This window comes from Streptomyces sp. NBC_00154 (genome assembly GCF_026342835.1).
Classification (GTDB): domain Bacteria; phylum Actinomycetota; class Actinomycetes; order Streptomycetales; family Streptomycetaceae; genus Streptomyces.
In genome coordinates this window covers 392652-418315 of the sequence record NZ_JAPEMI010000002.1, presented here as the reverse complement: position 1 = coordinate 418315, position 25664 = coordinate 392652, and the positions used below count along the sequence as shown (strand labels likewise).

The 25664-nt window shown below is 68.2% G+C and carries 21 protein-coding genes and 3 pseudogenes; 12 read left to right on the top strand and 12 right to left on the bottom strand.

Annotation, left to right across the window (positions count from 1 at the left end; genetic code table 11):
* Positions 1-48 precede the first annotated feature (48 nt).
* Positions 49-1077, top strand: a complete 1029-nt coding sequence (locus OHA03_RS38325) for a zinc-dependent alcohol dehydrogenase family protein (protein ID WP_267008619.1) — start codon at positions 49-51, stop codon at positions 1075-1077.
* Positions 1078-1148: 71 nt separating this feature from the next.
* Here the strand turns inward: OHA03_RS38325 and OHA03_RS38320 are convergent.
* The 4 genes and pseudogenes from OHA03_RS38320 to OHA03_RS38305 all read right to left on the bottom strand — a co-directional run.
* Positions 1149-1347: pseudogene (locus tag OHA03_RS38320) on the bottom strand (IS5/IS1182 family transposase); the annotation flags it as partial.
* Positions 1348-1487: 140 nt separating this feature from the next.
* Positions 1488-1672 (bottom strand): annotated as a pseudogene (locus OHA03_RS38315) (NAD(P)H-dependent oxidoreductase); the annotation flags it as partial.
* 92 nt (positions 1673-1764) lie between these two features.
* Positions 1765-3075 carry an FAD-binding oxidoreductase gene (locus tag OHA03_RS38310; RefSeq protein WP_267008618.1) on the bottom strand — a complete coding sequence of 437 codons (1311 nt, stop codon included), beginning with the start codon at positions 3073-3075 and terminating at the stop codon, positions 1765-1767.
* Positions 3072-3971, bottom strand: coding sequence for an LLM class flavin-dependent oxidoreductase (locus OHA03_RS38305; protein WP_267008617.1), 900 nt, complete (start codon positions 3969-3971; stop codon positions 3072-3074). The genes OHA03_RS38310 and OHA03_RS38305 overlap by 4 nt, the downstream gene beginning before the upstream one ends.
* Before the next feature lie 64 nt (positions 3972-4035).
* Between OHA03_RS38305 and OHA03_RS38300 the strand changes: the two genes are divergently transcribed.
* Entirely contained in the window at positions 4036-4386 is a 351-nt protein-coding gene (locus OHA03_RS38300; RefSeq protein WP_267008616.1) for a helix-turn-helix domain-containing protein, read from the top strand.
* A gap of 372 nt (positions 4387-4758) precedes the next feature.
* Entirely contained in the window at positions 4759-6114 is a 1356-nt protein-coding gene (locus OHA03_RS38295) for a PP2C family protein-serine/threonine phosphatase (RefSeq protein ID WP_267008615.1), read from the top strand.
* 72 nt (positions 6115-6186) lie between these two features.
* Here the strand turns inward: OHA03_RS38295 and OHA03_RS38290 are convergent, their stop codons facing one another.
* Both OHA03_RS38290 and OHA03_RS38285 read right to left on the bottom strand, forming a co-directional pair.
* On the bottom strand, positions 6187-6603 hold the full coding sequence (locus OHA03_RS38290) for an STAS domain-containing protein (protein ID WP_267008614.1): 417 nt from the start codon (positions 6601-6603) through the stop codon (positions 6187-6189).
* Between the two features lie 436 nt (positions 6604-7039).
* Positions 7040-7387, bottom strand: a pseudogene (locus OHA03_RS38285) (DUF488 domain-containing protein); the annotation flags it as partial.
* Positions 7388-7545: 158 nt separating this feature from the next.
* Between OHA03_RS38285 and OHA03_RS38280 the strand changes: the two are divergent.
* A complete protein-coding gene (locus OHA03_RS38280) occupies positions 7546-8328 on the top strand; it encodes a uracil-DNA glycosylase (RefSeq protein ID WP_267008613.1) in 783 nt (260 codons plus the stop codon).
* Between the two features lie 422 nt (positions 8329-8750).
* On the opposite strand, the gene OHA03_RS38275 is transcribed toward OHA03_RS38280, so the two are convergent.
* Complete coding sequence (locus OHA03_RS38275; RefSeq protein ID WP_267008612.1) at positions 8751-9194, bottom strand: hypothetical protein; 444 nt, start codon at positions 9192-9194, stop codon at positions 8751-8753.
* A 126-nt stretch (positions 9195-9320) separates the two neighbouring features.
* Here OHA03_RS38275 and OHA03_RS38270 point away from each other — a divergent pair.
* From OHA03_RS38270 to OHA03_RS38250, 5 genes are all read left to right on the top strand, one after another.
* Positions 9321-10573 (top strand): IS3 family transposase gene (locus OHA03_RS38270; RefSeq protein ID WP_267007271.1). Its coding sequence is split into 2 segments (ribosomal slippage): positions 9321-9603 and positions 9603-10573, totalling 1254 coding nucleotides; the frame shifts between segments, so codons are not numbered across the junction.
* A gap of 1055 nt (positions 10574-11628) precedes the next feature.
* Positions 11629-13824, top strand: a complete 2196-nt coding sequence (locus tag OHA03_RS38265) for a glycoside hydrolase domain-containing protein (RefSeq protein ID WP_267008611.1) — start codon at positions 11629-11631, stop codon at positions 13822-13824.
* Between the two features lie 29 nt (positions 13825-13853).
* Positions 13854-14174, top strand: coding sequence for a hypothetical protein (locus OHA03_RS38260; protein ID WP_267008610.1), 321 nt, complete (start codon positions 13854-13856; stop codon positions 14172-14174).
* 16 nt (positions 14175-14190) lie between these two features.
* The gene (locus OHA03_RS38255) at positions 14191-14871 is read left to right on the top strand and encodes a hypothetical protein (protein WP_267008609.1); all 681 of its coding nucleotides are present in this window, start codon (positions 14191-14193) and stop codon (positions 14869-14871) included.
* Between the two features lie 503 nt (positions 14872-15374).
* Positions 15375-15977 carry a hypothetical protein gene (locus tag OHA03_RS38250; protein WP_267008608.1) on the top strand — a complete coding sequence of 201 codons (603 nt, stop codon included), beginning with the start codon at positions 15375-15377 and terminating at the stop codon, positions 15975-15977.
* Between the two features lie 127 nt (positions 15978-16104).
* Here the strand turns inward: OHA03_RS38250 and OHA03_RS38245 are convergent, their stop codons facing one another.
* The 5 genes from OHA03_RS38245 to OHA03_RS38225 all read right to left on the bottom strand — a co-directional run bounded on the left by OHA03_RS38245 (position 16105) and on the right by OHA03_RS38225 (position 22387).
* A complete protein-coding gene (locus OHA03_RS38245; RefSeq protein WP_267008607.1) occupies positions 16105-17754 on the bottom strand; it encodes a thiamine pyrophosphate-binding protein in 1650 nt (549 codons plus the stop codon).
* 501 nt (positions 17755-18255) lie between these two features.
* A complete protein-coding gene (locus tag OHA03_RS38240) occupies positions 18256-18600 on the bottom strand; it encodes a nitrile hydratase accessory protein (protein ID WP_267008606.1) in 345 nt (114 codons plus the stop codon).
* Positions 18597-19193, bottom strand: coding sequence for a nitrile hydratase subunit alpha (gene nthA / locus OHA03_RS38235; protein ID WP_267008605.1), 597 nt, complete (start codon positions 19191-19193; stop codon positions 18597-18599). The genes OHA03_RS38240 and nthA overlap by 4 nt, the downstream gene beginning before the upstream one ends.
* A complete protein-coding gene (gene nthB / locus OHA03_RS38230) occupies positions 19190-19855 on the bottom strand; it encodes a nitrile hydratase subunit beta (RefSeq protein WP_267008604.1) in 666 nt (221 codons plus the stop codon). The genes nthA and nthB overlap by 4 nt, the downstream gene beginning before the upstream one ends.
* Before the next feature lie 357 nt (positions 19856-20212).
* Positions 20213-22387: a SpoIIE family protein phosphatase gene (locus OHA03_RS38225; protein ID WP_323181359.1), complete on the bottom strand. Its 2175-nt coding sequence runs from the start codon at positions 22385-22387 to the stop codon at positions 20213-20215.
* Between the two features lie 379 nt (positions 22388-22766).
* Between OHA03_RS38225 and OHA03_RS38215 the strand changes: the two genes are divergently transcribed.
* The 3 genes from OHA03_RS38215 (at position 22767) to OHA03_RS38205 (ending at position 25562) form a co-directional block, all read left to right on the top strand.
* A complete protein-coding gene (locus OHA03_RS38215) occupies positions 22767-23177 on the top strand; it encodes an ester cyclase (protein ID WP_267008601.1) in 411 nt (136 codons plus the stop codon).
* Between the two features lie 940 nt (positions 23178-24117).
* Complete coding sequence (locus OHA03_RS38210; protein ID WP_267008600.1) at positions 24118-24789, top strand: enoyl-CoA hydratase-related protein; 672 nt, start codon at positions 24118-24120, stop codon at positions 24787-24789.
* A 290-nt stretch (positions 24790-25079) separates the two neighbouring features.
* Entirely contained in the window at positions 25080-25562 is a 483-nt protein-coding gene (locus OHA03_RS38205) for a GreA/GreB family elongation factor (protein WP_267008599.1), read from the top strand.
* Positions 25563-25664: the final 102 nt, after the last annotated feature.

Here is a 25664-nt window from a genome sequence, read left to right as displayed (position 1 = left end):
GATTTTCGGATCCAAATAAAACAGACCTGTCTGTTCGAAAGGAATACCATGACCACGTCCCGCCCTGCGGAGGCCGCATCCATGCTCGCGGTTGTGCTGGAGCAGTTCGGCGGCCCGCTGACCCTGAGCGAACTCGCGACTCCTGCTGCCGGGCCGGGCCAGGTGCTGGTGCGAGTAGCGGCCAGCGGCGTGAATCCGCTGGACACGAAGATCCGGGCCGGTAAGGCGGCCCACGCTCGCAGCCGGCTGCCCGCCATCCTTGGAGTGGACCTGGCCGGCGTGGTCGAGGCCGTCGGTCCCGAGGTCACCGGCTTCGCCCCGGGCGACGAGGTGTACGGGCTCACCGGCGGCGTCGGCGACCTGCAGGGCTCGCTGGCCGAGTACGCGGCCGTCGACGCCCAACTGCTTGCGCACAAGCCCGTTTCCTTGAGCCCGCGGGAGGCGGCGGCACTCCCACTGACCGTCATCACGGCCTGGGAGGGTCTGGTGGACCGGGCGCGGGTGAGAACCGGTCAGCGAGTCCTCGTCCACGGCGGAGCGGGCGGCATCGGGCATGTGGCCATTCAGGTCGCCCGGGCGCGGGGAGCCGAGGTCTTCGCAACCGGATCGGCCCGCAGCCTGGAGACCATCGCCCGCCTTGGAGCGACGCCGATCGACTACACCACCACCCCGGTCGAGGACTACGTCGCCCGGCACACCGGCGGTGAGGGCTTCGACATCATCTTCGACACCGTCGGCGGCGAAACGCTCGACGCCTCCTTCACCGCTGTGCGCACCTACACCGGGCATGTGGTCAGCGCCCTGGGTTGGGGCACCCACAGCATTGCCCCCCTGTCGTTCCGCGGGGCCACATACTCGGGCGTCTTCACGCTGCTGCCGATGCTGACCGGACGGGGCCGGGAGCACCACGGGGAGATTCTGCGGGAGGCGGCCGCCCTTGTTGACGCCGGGGCGCTCATGCCCATGGTCGATCCCCGGCATTTCACCCTCCATACGGCCGCCGAGGCCCACAAGGCGGTGGAGAGCGGATCCGCCGCGGGCAAGATCATCGTCGACGTCGCGGAGGACCGTTCCTAGTTCAGGCGGCGACCGGACATGTGGACGCCGATCGGACGCCCCGCGTGCCTGCGCCAACAGCCCCAACTGGCCGGGAGTTCGGCCTGGCCCGCTCGCGACGGTGCGGGATGACCAGACCGGTGCTCCGGCAGCCGCCGTCCGCGATGACCGTGGCCCGGCCGACGGCGTGCTCGGTGCCGGCCCGCTCCCACTTTGCAGTCGTTGTGGTTGCCTGCCGCCGCCCGAGTTGAGCCGGGTGCCGGCGTCGAAGACGACCTTCACTCCCGTGGACGCTGTTGGGCGAATCGAGGACGCCGTGCGATGTCCTAGCAGCAGGGACGCACACGGCGCTCTCGTGTTTACGCGGCGAGGCGTTCGGCGAGGGCCTTGGCCTTGGTGGCCGCGTCCTGCAGGGCGCGGTCGCGGGAGGTGGCGAAGCCCGCGGTGTGTGCGGCGGCGGCGATGTGCGGGACGGGGGCGACGGAGAGATCGCGGTAGATCACCGTGCTCTCCGGGTGCTGCTCTTCCCAGGTCTTGCGGAAGGTCCCCGTGACGGCGCGGGAGGCGGAGGCTCCGCCCGGGACACGGAGGAGTCGATGTGCAGCAACGTGGCCATGGATTATCTCCAGTAGGGGGTGACATGACTGGGCGGGAGCCTGCGGCGGGTGCCGTGGGGCTCGTGGCCGGTGCGGTCGATGGGGCCGGCGGTCAGGCCGGCGGCCGGGAGCGCAGGACTCCGTCGGGGTCGTAGCGCTTCCACAGGTCGGTGACGCGGGTGCCGGTCGGTCCGGGGTAGGCGCGTATGAACGTCGTCTTGTCGGGATTGCTCTCGAAGTTCACGTAGGCGCCGTCGGTGTGTGGGGCGAGGGGCGCCCAGGCGGCAGCCAGCGTGGCGCGGTCGTCCGGCGGGAACGCCGAGGCGATGACGAGGGTGTTCTGATGGCGGTGTGTGAAGGCCATGGCAGAGGGGGCGGGGTCGTGGGCCGCGCCGCCGAGCGAACGCAGCTGGACCAGGACCGGGTCGGGGGCGGCCGACGCCGCGACCAGGGCGCGAGCGGCATCCGGGGTCATGTCGGTGAGCAGTCCGTTGGTCGTGCTGGAGGGCATCTGCCCGGTGTTGGTGTGCAGGTGGAGCGGTGGGACCAGCTCTGTGTAGGAGACGACATGGGCCTGCTGGGCCATTACGTCACCGATCCCGAGCAGCGGTTCGATGGCGTCGCGGATGACTGACGGGCTGTCGGAGGCCACGACAGCGGTGATGAACGCGGCGGTGGCGGCGCCCTGCGAGGACAGCATCACCGCCGTCGACAACTCGCGCGGCGCTCGCGCCATGACGGCCTCCCAGCGCCGCAGCGTCTCCGCGGCCGGGTCCACCGCCGCGACCAGCTGCGCGTAACCGACGTCACGGAGCGCCATGGCCTCGATCTCGAAGGCCACCGCGATCCCGGCACCCGCGCCGGCCCCGCGCATCACCCACAGCAGGTCAGGCTCGGCATCGGCATCGGCGCGCACGGCCGATCCGTCGGGCAGGACGACCTCGACGGCGCGGATGTGGTCGACGGTGAGCCCGTACTGCCGTACGAGCCATCCGACGCCGCCCCCGGTGGCGATGCCTCCGACCCCGACGTTGCCGTGGTCGCCCGAACTGATGGCGAGCCTGTGCGGGGCGAGCGCCTGGGCGACCTGGGCCCAGCGGGCGCCCGCCTCGACACGGACCAGACGGGAACCGCGGTCGAGGACGTCGACCCGGTGCAGCGCGCTCAGGTCGATGACGAGCCCGCCGTTATTGGTACCGCTGCCGGACAGGCCGTGCCCGCCGCTACGGACGGCCACCCCAAGCCCCGTCTCCCTCGCGAGCCGCAGCGCCGCCGCGACATCGCCCGCGGACTCGGGTAGGACGACGGCGGCTGGGTGGCCCACGGTGGTGTAGGTGGAGCGGAGCAGCCGGTAGCGGCGGTCGTCGGGCATGACCAGCTTGCCGGCGAGCTCGGCCGGCACGGTGGAGAGGGTGCCGTTCATCGCCCGCTCCGGAGGGCGCCGACGCGCTCGCGCACCGCGGGCACGACCTCGGCGGCGAAGAGCGCGAGCTGTTGCTCGGGGTCAGTGGCGGGCCAGAAGACGAAGGTGTCGAAGCCGAGTTCCACGGCCCACTCGGCGAGTGTGTCTGCCCACCGCCGCACATCGCCGACGAGCCCCGGTCCGTCCCCGTGGTCGCCGATCACGCCGATCACGTTGTAGACGCGCCGGAGCGTCCTCGGGTCGCGGCCTGCGTCGGCGACCGCCTCGTCGATGATCCGCTGACGCGAGGGCACGTCCTGCGGTGGGACGTAGGTGTTCAGCGGAGAGATCCAGCCATCGGCCAACCGGCCGGCGACGGCGAGCATCCGCGGCTTCTGGGCTCCGAGCCAGAGCTCGACGGGCTTCGGGGACACCGGTCCGGCGCGGTATCCGCCGACGGCGTGGTACTGGCTGTGCAGTCGTACGACGCCCCCGGACAGGGCCGCGCGCAGGAGCCCCAGGGACTCCTCGGCGAATGCCACCATGTCCTGTCCGTGTCGCGCCGGTCCGCCCATCGAGGCGATGGCATCGGGGATGCCGCCCCCGCCGACACCGAGCTGGATCCGTCCGTCGGTGAGCACGCTCAGCGACGCGGCGGCCTTGGCGAGCATCACCGGCGGTCGCAACTGCAGGTCGACCACGTCGGTGAGGAAGGTGATGCGGTCGGTGGCCGCGGACAGATGCGTGATCAGGGTCCAGGCGTCGAGGTGGCCGGGCTGGTAGGGGTGGTCCTGGACGGCGAGGTAGTCCAGGCCCGAGTCCTCCGCCGTCCGCGCGAGGCGCCGGGTCTGCGCCCAGGCCCCGGCGGAGGGATCGAGGCTCACTCCGAAGGAGAGTGGACGTCCGTAGTCGGTCATGCGTCTACGGTCCGCCGGACCACCCCACCGGCAAAACAGCGGGTAAGGTACTAATCTTTTGTAAGTGAACTCCATTCATGACGACACCTGCCCGAGCTTCGAGGGCACCCTCGAACTGATCGGACGCCGCTGGACGGGTTCGGTACTGCAGGCCGCCGACCGTGGAGCCCGGCGCTTCGGTGAGTACCGGGCGATGATCGACGGCATCTCCGACCGGCTGCTCTCCCAGCGCCTGAAGGAACTCGGGGCCGCGGGCCTCATCGAGCGCACCGTCATCCCCACTACGCCCGTACAAGTCCGCTATCAGCTGTCCCCGGACGGCCAGGCACTGGTGGACGCCCTGCTGCCGCTCGCGCAGTGGAGCATGCACCGCTCAGGGCCCAGGGGCTCGGGGCGGGTTCCGTCGTCGACGTAGCCTCCGGCTACGGAGGCGCGCGCACTCACTCAGTCGGCTCTGAGGCGCCCAGGTCCTCGGCGAGCGCGGCTATTGACTTCGATGCGGGAGGGGGCCCGCCTGGCCGACGAGCGTCAAGCCGACGCGCTGGTGCTCGGCACCCAGAGCACCGCTTGCAACGCCTGATCGGCTCGGTGCCCGCACGAATGGCCCGGGCCTGCCCACTTCCCTGTCATCGTGGTCCCGTGATCCGATCCGGGACAACGGCAGCCCGGCGGTGGGAGGCGAGATCCTCGTAGCGCGGCGCGCACCTGTCTGGGGCTCGCAGTACGGTGGCCATGCAGGGAAGGCGGCCACAGCCGTATCGGCTCCCGACCCGCCGGGAGGTGCCCCATGTCGATTGATCCAGAGCCGCCGGAAGAGGCAGCCGGGCACGTCACCGCCGCATTGGAGAAGAGCGGCCGACTGCCTGACAAGCAGTCCTTCGAGGAACTGAACACCCAGGTATGGCAGTTGACCGTGGATCAGCGCCTGCTGGACGCGGTGGTGGCCATCAGCGCCGACATGGACCCCCGTACCGTACTCCAGCACATCGTGGAAGCCGCCGCCGATCTCATCGCCGCCCGTTACGGCGCGCTGGGGGTGCTCGGGGACAGCGGAGACATCGTCGACCTGATCACCGTCGGGGTGGACGACGAGAAGCTCAGGGCCGCCTCCGGTCTCCCTCAGGGGCACGGTCTGCTGCGCGGCCTGATCGCCGAATGCGAGCCCTTGCGGGTCGACGAGATCGCCGTCGACCCCCGCTCGGCCGGCTTCCCACCCGACCACCCGGTGATGACAACACTCCTGGGTGTCCCGCTGACTGTCCGCGACACCCTCTACGGCACCCTCTACCTCGCGGACAAACACGACGGCACACCGTTCAGCGAGGAAGACCAGGCCCTGCTGACCGCGCTGGCCAGTGCCGCGAGCGTCAGCATCGAAAACGCCCGCCTGTACGAGCGCCTCCGACGCACCGCCGAAAACTTCCAGCGCCGCCTGCTGCCCACCCTGCCCGACCTGAGCCCCCTCGCCGTCGAAGGCGCCTACCAGCCGGCCTCCGAGCTCCCCCGGCTCGGCGGGGACTGGTACGACGCCCTGCTCTTGCCGGATGGCGCCACGTGCGTCGTGATCGGAGATGTCACCGGCCACGACGTCGAAGCCGCCCCCCTGATGGGCCAGATCCGCAACATGCTGCGCGCCCTCGCCTACGACCACGGCGGGCCGCCCGGCCTGATCGTTTCGAGACTCGACCACGCCCTGACCATGTTCGATGATCCCCCCACGGCCACGCTGGTCTGCGGTCGCATCGACGAGGGCCGTGACGGGTACACCTTCCGCTGGAGCAACGCCGGACACCTCCCGCCCCTGCTGATCGGCGCGGACGGTGACACCGGCTACCTCGCTCCCACCCAGCACGGCATTCCGGTGGGCATCGATCCCTCCATCCCCCGGTTCACCCACGAGCACCCGCTCCCGCCCGGCAGCACCTTGCTGTTGTTCACCGACGGGCTGGTGGAGCGCCGCAACCAGGACATCGACACGGGCCTGACCGCCCTGGCCGCCCACGCCGCCCGCCTGGCCACGGCACCCCTGCCCCAGCTGTGCGCCGACCTCGTCGCAGGGCACGACCAAGCATTCGACGACGATGTTGCGTTGCTCGCCCTGCGCATACCCGACTCGCTGTCATCGGCGGCGGGAGACACATGACAATGACGTCGACTTGGAGTTCGCGCAGGTAGGCGGCGAGGGAGCCCCCACGCCGCCTATCTGCGCGAGCTCTCAAGACCCTTTCTCAGTCGGAGGATGTGGCCAGTCCGCCAGGCCATCGGGCGATGGAGCACGTTGCGTTGCCTCCTCCGGTGAGTGGTAGATCTGGTAAGTCGCATACAGGCCGCTGATCTCGAAAACCCTCACTATCCGGCCAGGGCTGCACGTGATACGCAGTGAGCCACCGTGTTCACGGATGCGTTTCGTGATCGCCACGACCATGCCCAGTCCCAGCGAGTCCATGAAGGGCACGAAGCACAGGTCCAGAACGAAGTGACGGTGCCCCTCACCGAGAAGCTTGATCACTGCTTCCCGGATCATCGGAGAGGTGTGGAGGTCCACCTCACCGTCGACCTCAACGACGGTCCAGCCGTTCACCACGTCGTAGCTCACGGTCATGCGCTCGTCCCGGATGATGTTGGTTCGCATTGCCATCCCTCTTCACGTCTTCGGACGGCCGCACACTCGCACGGCCATCAACTCAAAGCCTGGTCAGCGACTCAAGTGGCAAAGGTTCGGTCGGCCTGCCAGCCGCGTGACGCAACCAGGCTGTCGGCAACAACCCAGGCCCGTCTCACGGCGGGTTGGACACTCGGTGGGCACAGCACGCCCTCCCTGTCGGCAAGGTCGGGGATTGCGGCACGGTCGCTCACAGCCCAGGCATCGTGATCCCGACGACCGGCCCACAAAAGAGCCTGACCGTGCCCCGCCATGACGCGGCTCAAGCTCCCGGCAACCGCCTCGGCCATCAGTCGCCGGGGTGTCATGGGGAAGTCGGCGTCGACGACGGTGCGCCCTGTCCGCGGCCCGACGACGGCTCGGTCGCCCTGGGGGCCACTTGCGATTTCGTCACGGCTTTCTTGGCAAGCCATTCAGCGAGTACAGCAGCCTGGCTGTGGTCCACGTCCTTGGTTGCGGTCAGGAGCGTGAGCTTGTCGTGTGCGGCGAGGTCGAACAGATGCTCAGCGGCCTGCCGGTGTCCGGCATCCTTCAGTTCGGACAGGTAGCGGCGGCGAAACTCGGCGAAGCGGCTGGGCTCGTGCCCGTACCAGCGGCGCAGTTCGCTCGACGGGGCCACATCGCGCAGCCACTCGTCCAGATGTGCGTCCTGCTTGCGCATGCCTCGTGGCCAGACGCGGTCGACAAGGATCCGCTTGCCGACCTTGGGCGAGGTCTCCTCGTAGACTCTGTGGTAGGTGATCTGTTCAGCCATGACGGCACCTTCCAGATCGATCGGTCGGGCCGGCCTGGGAGATGGTGGGCGGCCGTGATACGCCCGCTCGGGGGGCTTTCCGACTCGCTCATTTTATCGGTGACCGCCTTCGGCGGGGCTCGCCCGGAGCAGACGGGTGACAGAAGAGGAGGCCGAGCATGCCCGGCAGCCGTACGACACCGCAGGCCCACGACTTCCCCTCGGTGATGGCCCCCCGACTGGGTACCGTGCGCGAACTGGACGAGTCCGTGGCCACCTGCGGGGCCTGCCCACGGCTGGTGGCCTGGCGGGAGGAGGCCGCACGCGTCAAGCGCAAGGCCTTCCGGGACTGGGAGTACTGGGCCAGACCCGTCCCCGGCTTCGGCCCGACAGACGCCCCGCTGGCGATCATCGGACTGGCCCCGGCCGCGCACGGCGGCAATCGCACCGGACGCATCTTCACCGGTGACCCGTCCGGCGACGTGCTCTACGCCGCCCTCTACGACCTCGGCCTGGCCTCCCAGCCAGTGGCCACGCACCGCGGCGACGGGATGAAACTCTACGGCGTACGGATCACCATGCCGGTGCATTGCGCACCGCCCGGCAACCGCCCCACCACTACGGAGCGCGACACCTGCCGGCCATGGCTCGCCCGGGAGCTGGAACTCCTGCGCCCGACCCTGCGCGCGATCGTGGTGCTCGGCGGCTTCGCCTGGCAGGCGCTGCTCCCGGTACTCCCCACCACCGGCTGGCAGGTGCCCCGCCCGCGCCCACCTTTCGGGCACGGCGCACACGCGCAGCTCACCGACGCCCGAAGTGAACGAGTGCTGCATTTGCTCGGCGGCTACCACCCGAGCCAGCGCAACGTGTCCACCCGCACACTGACCCCCGCCATGCTCCGCGACGTACTGCACCGCGGCGCCGACATCGCCGACGTGGCGGTCCGTCGGCCTCCTGGGTGACCCTCACTCTCCCCCGGGGGCCGGTCACGCGTGTGTCAAAGGCCGCGAGCCGCTGACCGTGAACGGTGGCGAGGGCATGGACGCGTTGATCGCCTGCGTGTCCGTGTCCGCCGAGGCGTCGATCCCCAGGACGAGAGCGGCCATCACGGCAGAAACGCCGGGATTGCTGAGATCGCTCGATGATCAAAGCAACGGTTCCTCTGCGCTGGTCGCTCGCGCGACGCTGGTTTCGGCGGTCAGGGGGACATGCGTGTGGGCTCCTTTGTTCCAGGTCCGCTCAGGATGTGCCCTCCTCTTTTCGGCGGCGGCCGTCGCTGGCGCGTTCTTGGCGCCTGGCGGCGAGGTCTTCACGCATTCTTGACGGGGGCCGTCACGACGCCGGCTGCCGCCCCTGATCGACGGCGAGACCGCGCGCTCAGTCTTCAAGGTCTCCGGCCTGGACCTACGCCTTCGGGTCGGCGACGTATACCCGCCCGGGTCGAACGCGAAGGCGCCGGCTCCCGGTCGATCCGTTCGGACAACTGGCGGAGCGCGGTCGCCCCGCACAGCAGCGTTCCTCGCCCCAGAGATGAGCGGGCGCCCGCGTTCAGCAGATGCCACAACCGGGGATTGGCGATGAGCACCCGCGGGTCCACTTCGACACGTGCGCCGTCCAGGTCGCGCAGTACCAGTCGCAGCGAGACCCCGTCGGACCAGCGCACCCCCACCAGGCAGTCCGTCCTCACCTGGCGCCTGCGCAGCAGACCACGTGAAGCCAGCCAGCCCTCGCCGGCGGTCACCCGCGGCGGCACCAGCACCACGAACAGCAGGACAGCGAGCGCAACCCACAGGAGGGCGCGCAACCCGGTGAGCCGACCGGAGCCCATGTCGATCAGTAGCAACAGTCCCAGAAGCAACGCGGAGCAGCCGCAGGCGGCCCGTAGCCCAGCGGTCCAGCCGTCATGAACCGCCCCGGTTCGAATAGAGACTCGATTCCATGTAAGGATTGAGTCATGGCACGCCCCTCCTCCTATCCCCTTGAGCTGCGCAAACGAGCGGTCCGCATGGTCGCCGAGGTCCGCGGTGATTACCCGAACGAGTCGGCCGCGCTGAAGACGGTCGCCCAGAAACTCGGCATCGGCTCGGCCGAGACCCTGCGGAACTGGGTCAAGCAGGACGAGATCGACTCCGGTCGGCGGCCCGGCACGACGTCGGAGGAGTCCGCGGCGATGAAGGCCCTGAAGAAGGAGAACGCCGAACTCCGCCGCGCGAACGACATCTTGAAAGCCGCGGCAAGTTTCTTCGCGGCCGAGCTCGACCGGCCACACACACGCTCGTAGCGTTCATCGACGAGCACCGGGCCCGCTTCGGCGGTGTCGAGCCGATCTGCCGCGTGCTCACCGAGCACGATTGCAAGATCGCCCCTTCCACCTACTACGCCCACCACAAGCGGCTGGCCGAGCCGTCCGCGAGGACCGTGCGCGACGCCGGGCTGAAAGAGAAGATCAAGGAGATCTACGCGTCCAACTACCGCGTCTACGGGGCGAGGAAGATCTGGCGCGAGCTGAACCGCCAGGACATCCCGGTGGCCCGCTGCGCGGTCGAGCGGCTGATGCGCGAGCTGAACATCGCCGGCGCGGTGCGCGGCAAGAGGGTCATCACCACGATCCCGGACGAGAAGGCCGAGCGGGCACCGGACCGCGTCGAGCGCGACTTCGTCGCCGAGGCGCCCAACCGCACCTGGGTCGCGGACTTCACCCACGTGGCGACCTGGGCGGGCGTCGTCTACGTCGCCTTCGTCGTGGATACCTTTTCACGTCGCATCGTGGGCTGGTCCGCCTCCACATCGAAGGAGACCCAGCTCGTCCTGGACGCGCTGGAGATGGCACTGTGGCAACGCGACCGCGACCAACACCCGTATACGCACGGCGAGTTGATCCATCACTCCGATGCCGGGTCGCAATACACGAGTTTCCGTCTCGCCGAGCACCTGGATGCCGCCGGTCTCGCGGCGAGCATCGGTTCCGTCGGGGACGCACTGGACAACGCCCTGATGGAATCGACCATCGGTCTCTACAAAACCGAGTTGATCAAGCCGCAACGGCCCTGGAAGACGCTCTCCCAGGTCGAGCTGGCCACCGCCGAATGGGTCGACTGGTACTGCCACCGGCGCCTCCACGGTGAAATAGGCCACGTCCCGCCCGTCGAGTACGAGAACAACTACTACCTCGCGACCACGAAACCCCAGGTCACAACCGCTATCTGAGCTCTCTACCGAACCCGGGGCGGTTCAGTCATCGGACGCGGCCGTTCCTGGGGGCTCGGCGCGGTCGGCGTCGCGTCCTGGTGCAGGTCGATCGATATGTCGTCCCATACAACCCACGCTAAGTAGGTCCACGGACCCCGGCAGGTGCATTGATGCACCACTGACGCGGCACGCGGCAGCTTTGACGCCGCCCTGACCGCCTTCGTCAAGTAAGCGTGGCCAGATCACCGCTTCGCGCCAGGAGCGCCGTCACCAGGCAGCACCGGCCGAACACGGACACGCCCTGAGCAACCGGTTCATGCTCCCGCCCACCCCGGAACCGCCCCCGCCGTTGCAGTCCCGCCTCGTGGCGATGCCCCCTTCCCGATCATGCCGGTGCGGCACTCGACGCCTCGCCATTCAGGTGTTGCGACGACCGGTTGCATCCGCCGCTACGACCACGTTCCGCCGGAGTCGACGATCGGCCTCTGCAGGACCGAGCTGATCAGGCCTCAGCGGTACTGGAGGAGTGCTGCCCGAGGTCGAACTGACCATCGCCGTGCGTCGACTGGTTCAACCACCGCCGTCCCAACAAGTGTGGTCGAGACAGCCGGACCGCGCTGCCGAGCCACCTGACCACAGGTACAGGCTCCCAGGCCCACTCGCCTGCATTCGCCCTGGTTGCAGCCACCTTGCCGACCTGGCTTCCTCGCTCGGCAGACGCAGGGCGAGGGCGCAGAAGGTGGCCAGAAACCATCAACTCGAAGCAGGAGGAGCGGACTAAGGTTTGATCAACAGAGGACGAAGATCAGAACGCTGCGGAGGCGCACGGGCCTTGATGGAGCTGGAGCGTTCCACCCACGCACCGTCCGTTCAAGTCTCCACAGGGCTCAGCCTGTCCCCGGTCAACTCGCAGGAGCACGGCTACCGCACGTCCTGCGCGCTCTTCATCCGCGAAAGCGACGATCGCGCCGGTGGGAGTGTCGCCCGAGCGCATCCACCCGATACGGGACAGCCGCTGAGCCCGCTCGCCCTATCGCCCTTGTCATACGCATCCAGATGTCAGGAGACAGCTCATGGCCGACGAGATGGTTCGTCTCGCCCAAAGATTTGTGAACACCACTTACAACAACGGCGCGACGCTCGGCATATCCAAGCTGGACGAGAACGGTGTCACCGGCTGGCCCACGATGTACGCCCTGACCCGGGCGCTCCAGTACGAAATGGGCATCACTGCCCTGTCTGACTCCTTCGGCCCGACCACGCTGTCGACGATCGGGGCGAAGTACGGCAAGTTGGATGAAACAACCATCCCCTCGGCGAATTTCTGCCGCATCATTCAGTCCGCGCTGTACTGCAAGGGTTACGACGGCGGCGAGATCGACGGCACATACAACTCCCGGGTCCGGGCCGCCGTCGAGAAGCTGAACCAGAACATGGGCCTCGGCGTCACGTATCCGGGCAGTTCCCTGTGGCCGAAGGTCGTCAAGGGCCTGTTCAACATGGACGCCTACGTCACCGTCAACAACGGTGCCGACGCCATCCGCTCCATTCAGCAGTGGCTGAACGGACGGTACATCCTCCGCAAGGACTTCTACGTCATCCCCTGCGACGGCCACCACTCCCGCGATGTCGCCAAGTCGATGCTGTTTGCCATCCAGTACGAGCTGGGCATGGCCGACGGCACAGCGAACGGCGTGTTCGGACCTGGCACGCAGTCCGGCCTGAAGTCCCACACGGTTTCGGTCGGCACCACCGGCACGTGGGCGCAGTTGTTCACCGCTGCAATGATCCTCAACAAGCGGGGTGTTCCCTTCGGGGACTTCACCGCCGAGGTGAAGTCCGGCGTGGAGAGCTTCCAGTCGTTCATCAAGCTCCCGGTCACCGGCCTCGGCGACTTCCAGACCTGGGCCTCGCTGCTCGTCTCCTACGGCGACCAGTCCCGCAAGGGCACGGCGTGCGACGGCGTCACCATGGTCACGCCGCCGCGTGCGCAGGCCCTGAAGGACGCCGGCTACAAGTACATCGGCCGGTATCTCTTCAACCCGTCCAGCACGAGCCTGCCAGAGAAGCAGATCCAGCCCGGCGAGCTCGCCACGATCAAGGAGTACGGGCTGCGCTGCTTCCCGATCTTTCAGACGTGGAGCCGGTCGGCGGACTACTTCAGTTACAACCAGGGCACCAACGACGCGTTCAAGGCGATCGAATGGGCTCAGTACCACGGCTTCAAGGCCGGCACGATCATCTACTTCGCGGTCGACTACGACGCGATGGACGGTGAGGTCACGGACTACGTTGTTCCGCACTTCCGCGGAGTCATGCGCACGATCGGGGAGAACTCCAGCTACGGCGTGGGCGTCTACGGACCGCGCAACGTGTGCCAGCGCGTCGCGGAAGCAGGATACGCGGCGGCGAGTTTCGTGTCGGACATGTCCAGTGGGTTCTCGGGGAACCTCGGCTATCCGATGCCGACGAACTGGGCATTCGACCAGATCGCCACAGTCACCGTCGGCTCGGGTTCCGGCGCGATCGAGATCGACAACAACATCGCCTCGGGCCGTGACACCGGCCAGGGCGACTTCGATGCCGGCTCCTACACCGATGGCCTGGACGTCGACCTGGACAAGGCCACCTACCAGGACATGATGCTGACGGACGTCCAGAACTATCTGACGTCGATCGGGGTTCCGGAGACCGGTGGTGACGGCTGGACCGACAGTGACTGGGCGACGCTGGGCGGCATCTCCACCACCAAGGCGTTCGAACTCGTGCTGAGCGCGGACTGGCTGTTCACTTCGCTGGCGCGGCAGCTCAAGCTCCGTAAGGCCCTGATTCAGGCGCCGGTACTGTGGGAGCTGCGCAAGCTGAATCCCTTGGACTTCGTCGCCGACGAGGCCGTCGAGCACGGCCTTAAGGACGACTCCAGCACCGGCTGGGGGCAGATCTTCGCGTGGGTGACCATCGATGCCCGCAACTACTGCATGCAGCAGGGCATCATCAACGGAACTCCGCTGACCGACTCCGATGTGCGGGCGGTGTGGGACGACCTCCAGGACCCGACCTACAACATCCGGTCGGTCGCCTATCTGACGCTCTACAACTCGTACCAGCTCGGGATCGCCAGGCCGAGCCTGACCAGCAGCCTGGCCGACACACAGGCCCTGCTGGCCCGGTACAACGGGACCGGTGACGACGCCCAGCAGTACGGCCGCGAGCTGATCGGCCTGTACAACGTGCTGGAGAACTACAACCAGCTGTCGCGCAACAAGTGACCCTGATCACGAGCATAAATACTGTGCGCATGCGGAAGTGGTTGCTGACAGCCGTGGGCGTGAACCTGCTACTGGGAATTCCCGGCGTCGTTCCGGTGTGGCTGCTGTCGTATTTCGCGGTGAACTGGCCGCTCGCGGCCGTCGGTTGGACACAGCGAGAACCGACGGAGAACGACGGCATGCTGCCATGGCTGCTGGTCGGCGGACCGGTAGTGGCACTGTTCGCTCTGCTCTGGTGGCTGGCCAACCGCCCTCTGCGACACAGGACAGCCCTGGACCCCCGCCTGTACTGGCCGATCAGTGCCCTGATGACTCTTGTGCCGTCGATCACGCTCATGATCGTTCTCTGAGAGAGGAATTGAAGACGTGCAGAACGAAATAACGAGGCGGACCGTCGTGAAGAGCGCCGCGGTGATCGGTGCCGTGGCTGCCATGAGCTCCGTCGTTCCGGGCACAGCATCGGCTGCACCGAAGGGCAGTTCGCAGAAGCTCCCGACGTCTGCGAACGGGTGGACCCTCGAGAAGGAAGCGAACCACGTCTCGACCGTGTGGACACGCCCCGTGGCAGGTACGGGGCTCAAGGTCGACGTCCGGATCGGCGACGTGGAGCTGATTCTCGTCCACGTGATCCGCCGCTTCCACTACGAAGTCGAGCAGATCCAGCGGGTCGATCTGGCCGGCTGGCGGGCCATCGGCAAGCTCCACAAGGATCTACCGGAATCGAACCTCGCCTCCGGCACCGCGGTGCAGATCAGACCGGGCGCCGGCGCGAAGGGCGGACTCTTCCCCTTGCAGGAACTGGTGCTCCGCGACATCCTCGCCGACTGCGAGGGTGTCGTGCGCTGGGGCGGCGACGACAGCACAGTGAACGAATCGCTGTTCTACATCGACGCAGGCCCGAACGAAGAGCGGGTGCGGAAGGTCGCTGACAAGCTCCGTGGCTGGGATGCGACGCCCGGTGAAGGCGCCGGCGCGGAAGTGAACGTTCTGTCCCCGTCCCGGCGGAGCCGCGCGGATCGCCTGGCCCGCACGCAGCGCTCGGACTGACCTGGCGCCCCGCAGAAGGACGGGTCTCCTCCTCCCCATGGCCCGGAGCGCATCGGGAGGGGGAGCCGGGCGGGTGCTGAGTCAGCTTTCGGATGACGGCCTACTCCGCGAGGCCTCACCCCTGCGGCCGAACGAGCCTCGCCGCAGAAGGCGGCGCCGGACAGCCGACGGATGGCCGCGAGAAATTGAGGTCGCCCGGGCGCTGAGATGCCGAACCCCCCACGAGGGCATACCGTCCATTTGGCTCGTAGTGCGCCATGGGAGGTGCTGATGTCTGCTCTCGTCGTGAACGGTTACAACGGCGCCAGAGGTAATGACCAGACTCACGCGCCCGTCAACCGCGTGAGCCTCGTCCCGATCGCGCTGCGTCCCTTCTGATGCCTGTGCCGTCCCACTGGCGGAGGCCGGGTCGCAGTCAGCACCACACGCCCGCCCCGTTCCCCCCACGGGCGGGTCGAGTCGACAGGCTCTCCTCCCGCGCCGTGCGGGCATTCACTCGCACAGTGGGTCGTGCCGCCTTGGTCGCCCTGCTCGGTACGGCGCTGATGCTCACCACGCTGCCGTCGGCTGCGCACGCCGGGGCACGCCCGGCCGCTCCCCCTGTCCAGCGGACTGACGCGAGCTCGGGCGGTCCCATGCACACGTCCGAGGCGTGCAACGCGGATCCTGCTTCGTGCCACGACTCGAACTGGCTGTACCGGTACATCTACTCCCTCGGGATCCACCCCTTCACCAGCCCTAACGATGTGCGCAAGCAGCTCACCGGAAACTTCTGGCTGTTCTCGGTACGCGGCGCATGTCCCACCCGGATCCATCCGAAGGACGAGTGCGACCTGCTGGGCGGAAACCCGGTCCGGGTGGAAGCCATCGAGTACAACTACCTTCAGATCGCGACCCTGCCCGGCCACGCTCTGGGTGATGGTCTGCACATCCGCTTCACCTTCACCCGCAGCCTCGGCTTCCACTACCTGATCGTGAGTGCCTGGCAGAGGAAACCGACCGCCTGCACCGAGAAGACACTGTGCAATGTGGCGAGTCGTGTGGGTGCCTGGGCACTGTGGCGACTCCTCTCGGAGACGCTGGCAATATCGGCCTACCTCGCATGACGCAGCCGAACGGCCGGCCCAGGCTCCGTTCACACGTCGCGGACAGGATGGGGCGCACACGGCTCCCCGGTTCACCACTGTCCGGCTTCACCATGGCGCTTGCATCATGGTGTCGACCGGACGGCCCTCAGCTGAGGTGCTTGGCGATCTCCCAGCTTGCCGCCAGTTCCACCTCGCCGTTGATCCGTACGTCGACCAGGACCGGGCCGTTCTCGACGGCCAGTGCTCTGTCGATCTCGCCGAGGTCGTCGGGCTTGCGTACGGTGAAGCCCTTGGCACCGAAGCTTGCCGCCAGTTTCGCGAAGTCCGGCTCCGGCATGTCGGCGTAGGACGCATTCAGCTTCTTGTGGACCAGATCGTGCTTCTCCTGGCCCACCGCGTTGTCGTTGAAGACAATCACCGTGAGCGGCAGTCTGTGGCGGACCGCCGTATGGAAATCGGCGACGTTCATCATGAACGAGGCGTCCCCGGTCGTGTGCGTGACGCGCTGTCCCGGGCGTGCGAAGCAGGCTCCGATCGCGAGGGCCAAGCCCTGGCCGATGGCGCCGAAGTCCCAGCCGACCGCCCAGTTTTCCGCGCGCGGCACGGTGAGGATCTTCACGCAGACCATGGCCGCGTGACCGCCGTCGAGCACCAGGATGCGGTCGTCCTTCGGCAGTGCGTCCTCGAGGTGCCGTACCGCCCTGCGCGGATCCGTCGCGTCTCCGTCGCTGTACTGAACGGTCATCGGCTTCCGGCCGTCCTGGAGCTTCTGTACGAGCCCGGGGTCGGGCCGGCGTGCGTCCACCGTCTCGGCGAGCCGGTCCGCCAGGGCCGCCACGGCTGTTCCGGCGTCGGCCGTCATACCGACGGCCACACGGGCGAACCAGCCGAAAGCGTCCGGTCGGTCGTCGATCTGGATGATCTTCTTCCCGTTCGCCAGGATTCTGCCGAAGTCGGTTGTCCATTCGTTCAGGCTGGCGCCGACGACCACCATCACATCACTCTCGGCGAGTGTTTCCACCGTCAGATGGGAACCCAGCCCGCCGCTGACTCCCAGATACAGCGGATAATCCGCGCAGAATCCGGCGGCGAGAATGGATACTCCGACCGGTGCGCCAAGACGCTCGGCCAGTCTGCGCACCTCGGACTCCGCTCCGGAGTTCTTCGCCCCGAGTCCGCAGAGAATCGTCGGGCGCCGGGCTGACGCGAGCAGCTTGACCGCTTCCTGGACATCATGTGTACGCGGCGGCTGGAGGGTGTTGGGCGCGTACATCGGCCGGTAGACCCAGCCGGGATCAGGAATCTCCGTCTGCTGGATGTCTTGGGGAAGATTCAGAATGAAGGGCCCTTTCCGCACCTTGATCTGACGGAATGCCTCCCCGAGGCAGTAGTCCACGTTGTGCACCGATTCCAGTCGGACGGTGGCCTCGGTGGTGAGTCTGGCGAGTGCCTGCTGGTCCACCATTCCCTGCGGGTTGTACGGGTCACGGAGGGAGGCGTGTCCGGCGATCAGCATCAGGGGTGTGCGGTGGAGCCGTGCGGCCACCAGTGAGGTCGTGGCATTGGTGTAGCCCGGGCCTTGGGTTACCGACGCAAGGCCGGGCTTGCCGCTGAACCGGGCGTAGCCGTCGGCCATACCGACAGCGCTGGATTCATGGTGGGCGTGGATGAATGTCGCACCGTGCCGTTCGCCCATGTCCACGATCAGGTCCTGGTTCGCGTCCCCCATTACGGCGAACAAGTGGTCGAGCCCTTCGGCGGCGATCGCGTCCGCGACGGCTTGGAATGCCTTCATCGGAGTTTCCCTTCGGGTTCGCTGGTCTTGAACCAACAGGCGCCGACGCTTTCGGCGGAATACGGCGTTGCCGTCCTCCGCAGGCGCTTCACGGTGCGGCCGAATGGGTTCCCCGGCCATCGCAGGAGAGCCAGAGCGTAATGCACCCTCACGTCCTGGATCTCGACGACAGGACGTGATGAGGGCTGCGATCCCGACGCGGGTACCGATTCGGCGTAACTCCGGTGGATGACGGCCTCTCGTGGCACACGACTTCTCCTGGTGCGGGATTTCGTCGCGCCGGACCTCGAACTGGGGGCCCACCCGGGGCTGATGCCCGCGCTTGGGAAGTCGGGGTCGATCGGCGCCGGGCGCTGGATGCCGGGCCACCACCGCCGGCCCGGTCCGCGTTCGGCCGGGGTCGGCACCCGCAGCAGGTTCGAGAGCCGGGGCGCCTTGATGAGGCGGCCGGTGTGGTGGGTGCCGGCGACCAGCCACGGGCCGCCTCATGGTGGTTGCGAGTCAGTGCTGGTGGTCGTGGTCGTAGCCGGTGGGGCGCTGGGCCAGTGTCCGGGCGCGGGTGGTCACCTCGTCGGCCGCCACGGCGCCGCCCCCGGCGAGCACGTCTTCCAGTGCGCCCAGCCAGTGCTGGTAGTAGTTCCAGTGCGCATCCTCGGTCGGTGCCGCTTCCCAGCGCGCGATCCGGGCGATCAGCGCCGCCTGGAACTGTGGCCAGGTGAACACGCCTGCCTCATACAGGGTGACGGCCATGCCGAAGGCACGGCTCTCCCACGGCTCGGCGAACACCAGCTCGCCGTTGGCGCGCGGTGGCGCAGCCGGTCCCTCGATGTCCAGCGGGGCGGTCACGGCGCCTCGATCCTGGCGACGCCGACCATCGCCTCACGGGTGATCAGCGGCACGAGCTGTTCCTCGGACAGGCCCTCGGTGCCGGCCGGCCGCTCGGGCAGTACCAGCCAGCGCACCTCGCTGCTGGAGTCGTGCACGGTGATCTGCACGTCGTCGGCGAGTTCGAGCCCCATCTCGGAAAGCACTTTGCGCGGCTCCTTGACCACCCGCGCACGGTACGCCGGGTCCTTGTACCAGCTCGGCGGCAGGCCGAGCAGCTGCCACGGGTAGCACGAGCACAGCGTGCAGACCACCACGTTGTGACTGGTCGCGGAGTTCTCGACGACAACGACGTGCTCCGTCTGCACCCCGATGAAACCCAACTCTTTGATGGCGGCGGTGCCGTCGTCGAGCAGCCACCGCCGATACTCGGGGTCGGTCCATGCCTTGGCAACCACTTTGGCTCCGTTGAGGGGGCCCACGTTGGTCTCATAGTTGGTGATGATCGCGTCCAGCGTGTTCGGGTCGACCAGGCCCCGCTCGGTCAGCAGCTGCTCGAGAGCCTCGGTACGCAGTGGTGCGGGAATGCGTTCAGCGGATTCGCCGGTGGTCATGCGGTCTTCTCCAGATAGCTCTCGAACATCTCGATGGTGAGTGCGAACGGTTCGGCGTCGGTACCCCACAGCTCGCGCGAGTCGAATCGCACCGAGTACACGTACTGCGGGTTCTCGCCCTGGAAGTGCGCGTTCGTATCGGGCAGGACAGAAGCCGGCTGGATGAGCGCCACGACTCCGGCGTGTCCGCGCACATAGCCCGGCAGCCTGGTGTGTCCGGTCGGCGACATGTTCTTGGCACACACCCTCTCGCCCACTGCGAACGCCGGCGCCACGTCCACGGTGCGCAGCGAGCCCTCGGCGGTCGGCGCGTAGCCGGGCTTGGCGGGTTCGGGGATCGGCGGTTCCTCGACCTGTTCGCCGCGCAGGTTGCGGGCGCGCGCATGGATCGCGCTCGGCGCCAGGACGGCGCTCTCGGTGAGCATGAGTTCGGCGGTGTTGAGCCAGCGGCCGAAGTAGCCGTCGGCCAGGTAGGCAGTTCGGTCCAAGCGCTCCATCGCATGCCGGAACGCGTCCACGTTCAGGCCCGCCAGCTGGATCGAGAGCACCGTCAACGCAAGCGCTCGGCCCTGCCAGGGTTCCGGGAAGACCGGCTCTTCGGCGCGCGGCGGATGAGTGGGACCCCAGCCCTCGGTTCCCCCCATATCGGCGATCCCGTCCATGGCACCACCTCTCGTAGATCTGCGGCGGCAGGGACACCCTCGGCACGATCAGCGGTTATTCAGGTCATCACGCGGACTGGCGGTTCGCCGTGCAGCCGTCGGAACTCGCCCGTCGGCCCGGCCCTCATGGCGTGGCGCCTCTGCCGGTCCGACTCGGTCGGGCGATACCACTGCACATCATGCGATATGTCACCACTCTAAGGCATTTGGGGATCCTCGGCCCGTGTCGGGGAACCGGAACTGTGGACACGATCCGCACCGCATCGCACCGGCGCCCCTGCTCCACAGGCCACCGAATGGACCTCCGCAGCGGCAATTTCCGTCCTGGCATCCTCACTGTCACCGGCGTCATCCTGGTCAAGCGACGCGCTGTGACGACAACGTGGTGGCGCCGACAACGCGGGTGCGGGCGACCAGCAGCGCGATGTCGTCCTCCGGCTTCGATGTCGTCGCCATCTCCGTGATCACCTGGGAGCAGAGGTCGTCCAGCTCCGATGGTGCTCGGCCCAACGCGGTGACCAGCCGGTCGAGTCCGGCGTCGATGTCGGTGTTCCGCGTCTCGATGAGCCCGTCCGTGAACAGGACGATCAGGCTGCCCTCCGGCAGCTCCACCTCCACCGACTCGAACGAGCCGAGGCCGATTCCGATCAGCGTGCCTGGCGGGGTGTCGGGCGTGATGACCTGGCCGTCCGGGGTAACCAGCAGCGGTGGCGGGTGTCCGGCACGGGCAAAGGAGCACACGCGGGTGGCCGGGTCGTACACGGCGTAGATGCAGGTGGCCCCTACGATCGGCGGGGCGGGATCGCCGGCCCGGGCAGCCTCCTCCGTCAGATGGGTGGCCACCTCGTCGAGGTGGGCGAGCAGCTCGGCCGGCGGCTGGTCCAAGGCGGCCAGCGTGAGCACCGCCGTACGCAGACGGCCCATGGTGGCGGCCGCATTGATGCCGTGCCCGATGACGTCCCCGACGACCAGGGCGATCCGCCCGCCCGGCAGGTGGATGGCGTCGAGCCAGTCCCCTCCGACGCCCTCGTGGCGGTCCGACGGCAGGTAACGCCAACCCAGTTCCACCGCGTTGCCGCCGGACAACGCGCCGGGCAGCAGGCTCTGCTGGAGCGCGAGGGCGGCGGCGCGCTCGCGGGTGTACCGGCGGGCGTTGTCCAGACTCAGGGCCGCGTGGACGGCGAGTTCCTCGGCCAGGAGCAGATCGTCCCGCGAATACGGAGCGACGTTCTCGGTGCGGACGAACACGGCGATGCCGAGGATGGTGCCGCGCGCCATGAGGGGGACCATCATGACGGAGTGCATGCCGGTCTCACGGATGATCCGTGCACGCTTGGGATCCCCGGCGAGCCAGCTGCCGGACGCGGTGTTCATCACGGGCTCCAGATGCGACTCGCGGTGGTGGAGCACGTACAGGAAAGGGGACTCCGGGGGCACGTACACCGGCTCGCCCCGGGCGAAGGCGGACTCCGGCGCACCGTCGTGGATGGAGGCGAGTCCCCCGCGGCGGAACACGGGGATGCCTGAGTCCCCGGGCCGCATCCGCGCCAGCGGCTCGCCGCCGAGGGGCACCGACTCGGCCAGGTCGACCGTCGCGTAGTCGGCGAGCGACGGGACGGCCAGGTCCGTGAGCTCCTGGGCGGTCGTCATCACATCCAGTGTCGTGCCGACGCACCTCGTGGCCCTGCTCAACAGCGCCATGCGCTCGCGCGTCCACCTGTGGGTGATGTCCGTCGAGATCGTGCACAGCCCGAGCGGTGTACCGTCCGCGCGCTCGAGGCGGATGAGGGTGGTCGAGAAGACGACTTCCCGGTCGGCTCCCCAGCCCCCGCCCGGGGAGACCCAGCGCGCCTCGTAGCCGGAGACCGGTTCACCGGAATCCAGGACCCCCCTCATCACCGGCTCGACCGCGGCGAGGTCGAAGCCCCGCAGCGCTCGCATCAAGTGTCCCGGGCGACCGTCCGGGGGCAGGCCCACCGTCCGTCTGGTCGCCTGGTTCAGCCAGACGCAACGCAGCCGTGTGTCCCAGACGGCAACCAGGAGCGCCGTGCGGTCGAGCAGCGCCCGTACGACGGGCTCGCCCGCCTTCCGCCGCGCGTCGCCGTCCGGCATGTCCGTCGCCGCCAGGAGCCAGCATCTCTCACCGTCGGCGCCGGTCAGTGCACTGATCTCCAGCTGCACCCGCAGAATGCGGCCATCGCGATTCCGGACGTCCACCACCGCGCGGGGCCTGTGCTCGTGTTCGCCCGTCCGCTCCCTCCACGCGGGGTCATGCGCCCGGGGCGGCAGACAGGATCCGCCTTCGCCTTCTTCCGCACCTTCCTGCCGGCTTGCCAGAAGGCGCGCCGCAGGCCGCCCGACGACGTCCTCGGCCCGGTGGCCGAGAAGCTGTCGCGCCCCGTCGGCCCACGCCAGGACCGTACCGTCGCCGTCGATCACCGCTACCGCAGGAGCCGGCAGACCGCGGATGCCGTGCGAGGGGGCATCTCGCTCCTGCTCGGCACCGGGTGCGACGTCGGCTGGGCGCGTCATGGCCCCTGACCTTCCATGGCCTGTTCATTGTCGGGGACGATGCGACCGCTCAGCGGGCTTGCAGCCTCGGTCCATGGCCAGGACGTCACCGGTGATGAAGGCCGCTTGGTCACCGGCCGACCAGTCCACGAGCGACGCCGGTTCCTGGGGTACTGCGATCCCCGTCCGAGCAGGTGGGCTGTACGTAACTCCGCCTGGAGCCCATCCTACGCGGGGAAGCCCACGTCGTCCTGGGCTGCCCGGGAGCTGAGGTACACCCGCTGAACAGGCGAAAGGACCGGGGACTCATTACGTTGAAGAAGGGGCCGGTGCACTCGCCGCCAACCCGAGCGCGCTTTCACGGTGCCCGGACCTCCCCGTACACGGTCGAAGGAGAGCCATGTCCCGCGACGAAAACCTCGCTGCCCAGAACACTATCGCCGAGGCCGTGAACAGCGGAAAACTGGAGGATCTCGTCAAGGTCGTCGCAACCGACTCGGTCGACCACGATCCGGCTCCCGGCCAGGTTCCGGGCCCGGCCGGATTTCAGGCAATGTTCGCCGAGATCAGGGCGGCCTTCCCTGACCTGCACGTCGATGTCGAGCATCTCGTCACCACGGACGACGAGTTGGCATTCGCCTACACCATCAGCGGAACACACCTTGGTGAACTGATGGGACACAGTCCGACCGGGAAGAAGGTGTCCTACCGGGGTATGCAGATAAGCAGGTTCGCCGACGGAAAGCTCGTGGAGCGGTGGGGCAGCAGCGACGAACTCGGCATGCTGCGCCAGCTCGATCTCATCCCGTGACGGTGCAGCGCCCACTCATCGGACACGGATGATGGGCCGCGTCTCGGCCTCGGGGTGAACCGAAGGGGAGCCTGGGCAAGCATTGAGTGGGGGCGTATCGAGCCGACACCGAGTGAGCGTTCCGCGCCACCGTCGCCCACTGTCGACGCGTGTTCGAAGGTGCCCTCGAGTGCGGCCTGTGCCCCGTGATGACGCTGCACCACCTCGCCGCCCGCCCTCTGGCGGGCCAGGTCGTACAGGTGCGATTTGTTCCAGATCGGGCCGCGATCGCCGTCATGCCGGTGCGCCCGACAACCGTGCGGGTTTGCGGGCCGGGCCGGGACACCCGAGACGAGCGCCTGTCCTTGCCGACTGCCTCCATGGCCGGTGGCACATAGGCCGGTCCGGGCCGTCCATCTCTCCCCGCATGCACCTCCCTTCCGCAGCGTGTCGGCCAGTGCCGTCGCTCGATGCCGCGTGCTGCTGCCGGTCGAGCCCTGTTGCCTCGATCGGACTCGCGTCGATGCCCATCTTCGGAAGTCCCTTGGATGGCGGCGCCACTCGGAATCAACGCCTTCCTTCACGGAGAGACCTGCGGGCCCTTGCATGTTCTATGTCATGCAACATAAGTTACCGACAGGTAGCGAGGTTCGGGTCAGTGCTCGTCACTGAACAGGAAGGCGAACGGCGTGATCGTTTGCTCAGCCGCTGCAGACATGGTCGGCCACTTCACAGCTGCTGGGGTGGTGGGCTCGTGAGCCCGCGCAAGAGCGACAGCCGTGAGCGGATTGTTCTCACCGGCGGGCGGGCGCAGTTGATCGACGAGGCGGTGGCACTCGCCGGCGACCGTCGAAATCCATGACCCGCTTCTCCACGCGTTGCACAGCCGCCCCGATCCGGATCAGGCACCACGGCCATGACCCGCCTCCACCCCGACCCCATCCAGCTCGAAGGAGCGACCATGCCCACTCTCGACCGCCAGGACAACGTCTTCGTCCTCGACCTCGGAGACGGCGAGAACCGTTTCCACCCCGACTGGATCGCCTCCGCCAATGCCGCGCTGGACGAGGTGGAGAAGGCGGAGGGGCCGCGCGCCTTGGTGACCGCCGCGACGGGCAAGTTCTACTCCAACGGTCTGGACCTGGACTGGTTGTTCGCCAACTCCGATCAGCACGTGGACTACGTCATCTCGGTCCACGAGCTTTTCGCGCGCCTGCTGTCACTGCCGTTGATCAGCGTGGCCGCACTCCAGGGGCACACCTTCGCAGCTGGTGCGATGCTCTCCCTGGCTCACGACTTCCGCGTGATGCGCGCGGACCGCGGCTACTGGTGCCTGCCCGAGGCCGAGATCAACATTCCCTTCACCCCGGGCATGTCCGCCCTGATCCAGGCCCGGCTGGCCCCGCAGACCGCACATGAGGCCATGGTGGCCGCCCGCCGCTTCGGCGGCCACGACGCCGCGGCCGCCGGCATCGTCGACCGCGCCGTGGACGAGGAAGCCGTCCGCTCCGCCGCCATCGAGATCGCCCAGGCGCAGGTGAGCAAGGCCGGCGACACCCTCGGCACCATCAAGGCCCGCATGTACGCCCCCGCCCTCGCCGCTCTGCACGAGAAGGCCAACCCGCTCGGCTGACACCGCAGCAGTCGACCGAGGATGCCGGACACCCGGGCAAGGGTGTCCGGCCCGAAGCACCGCACCGCCGAAGCCGGGCGCGCCGCGCACTGCGCGCCCGCAGCACCAACTGCTCCTCCCTCGTCCTCGCCCAGGAGAAGCTGGTCAGAGGCCTCCCGGAAGCGTCAGGCGAGAGCCCGGCCCAATGGCCCTGGCCCGCCACCACGGCGTGGCGATTTGCCTGATAGCGTAAAAATGTCGGAGTTGAACCTGCGACACTCAACCGTGCCGCCTGCACGACGGGAACAGGAATGACCGGTGGACCCGAACCCATCAGCGATGCCGCCCGCGAGGCGCTCGAGCGAGAGCTCGCCGACCTGCGTGCCGAACGCGAAACAGTCGCCGCCACCTTGCGAGGCGGTGAACGGGTTGGCGACAGGGCCGACGAAGCCGACGAGTTGCAACGCGGCACGGAACTGGACCGCCTGGACACCCGAATCGCCGAGATCAACGGGCGGCTTCGCGAGGCGGCCGTTGCGGGGCCTCCCCGCACCGACAAGGTCGGCGTGGGCAGCACCGTGACGGTACGGTTCGCGGACGCCGAAGCCACGGAGACAACCGTCCAGATCGGCGAGGTCGCCGAGGCACTGGACCGGACCTTGGTCACCGCCGACAGCCCTCTCGGCCGCGCGCTGCTCGGCCGTCGCGCCGGCGACACCATCAGCTACGAGACCCCCGAGGGGCGGTCGACCGCGGTCGTGTTGTCCCTCGGCGACGAGGACAACAGGTCATAGAGGAACGCGCAGCGCCGACCGGTGCAGCCCGTGCGGGAAGAAGAGGCGCGGCCCCGGGCATACCGTCCTGATGGCGCGGGCCCTCGCCGTGCCGATCACGAA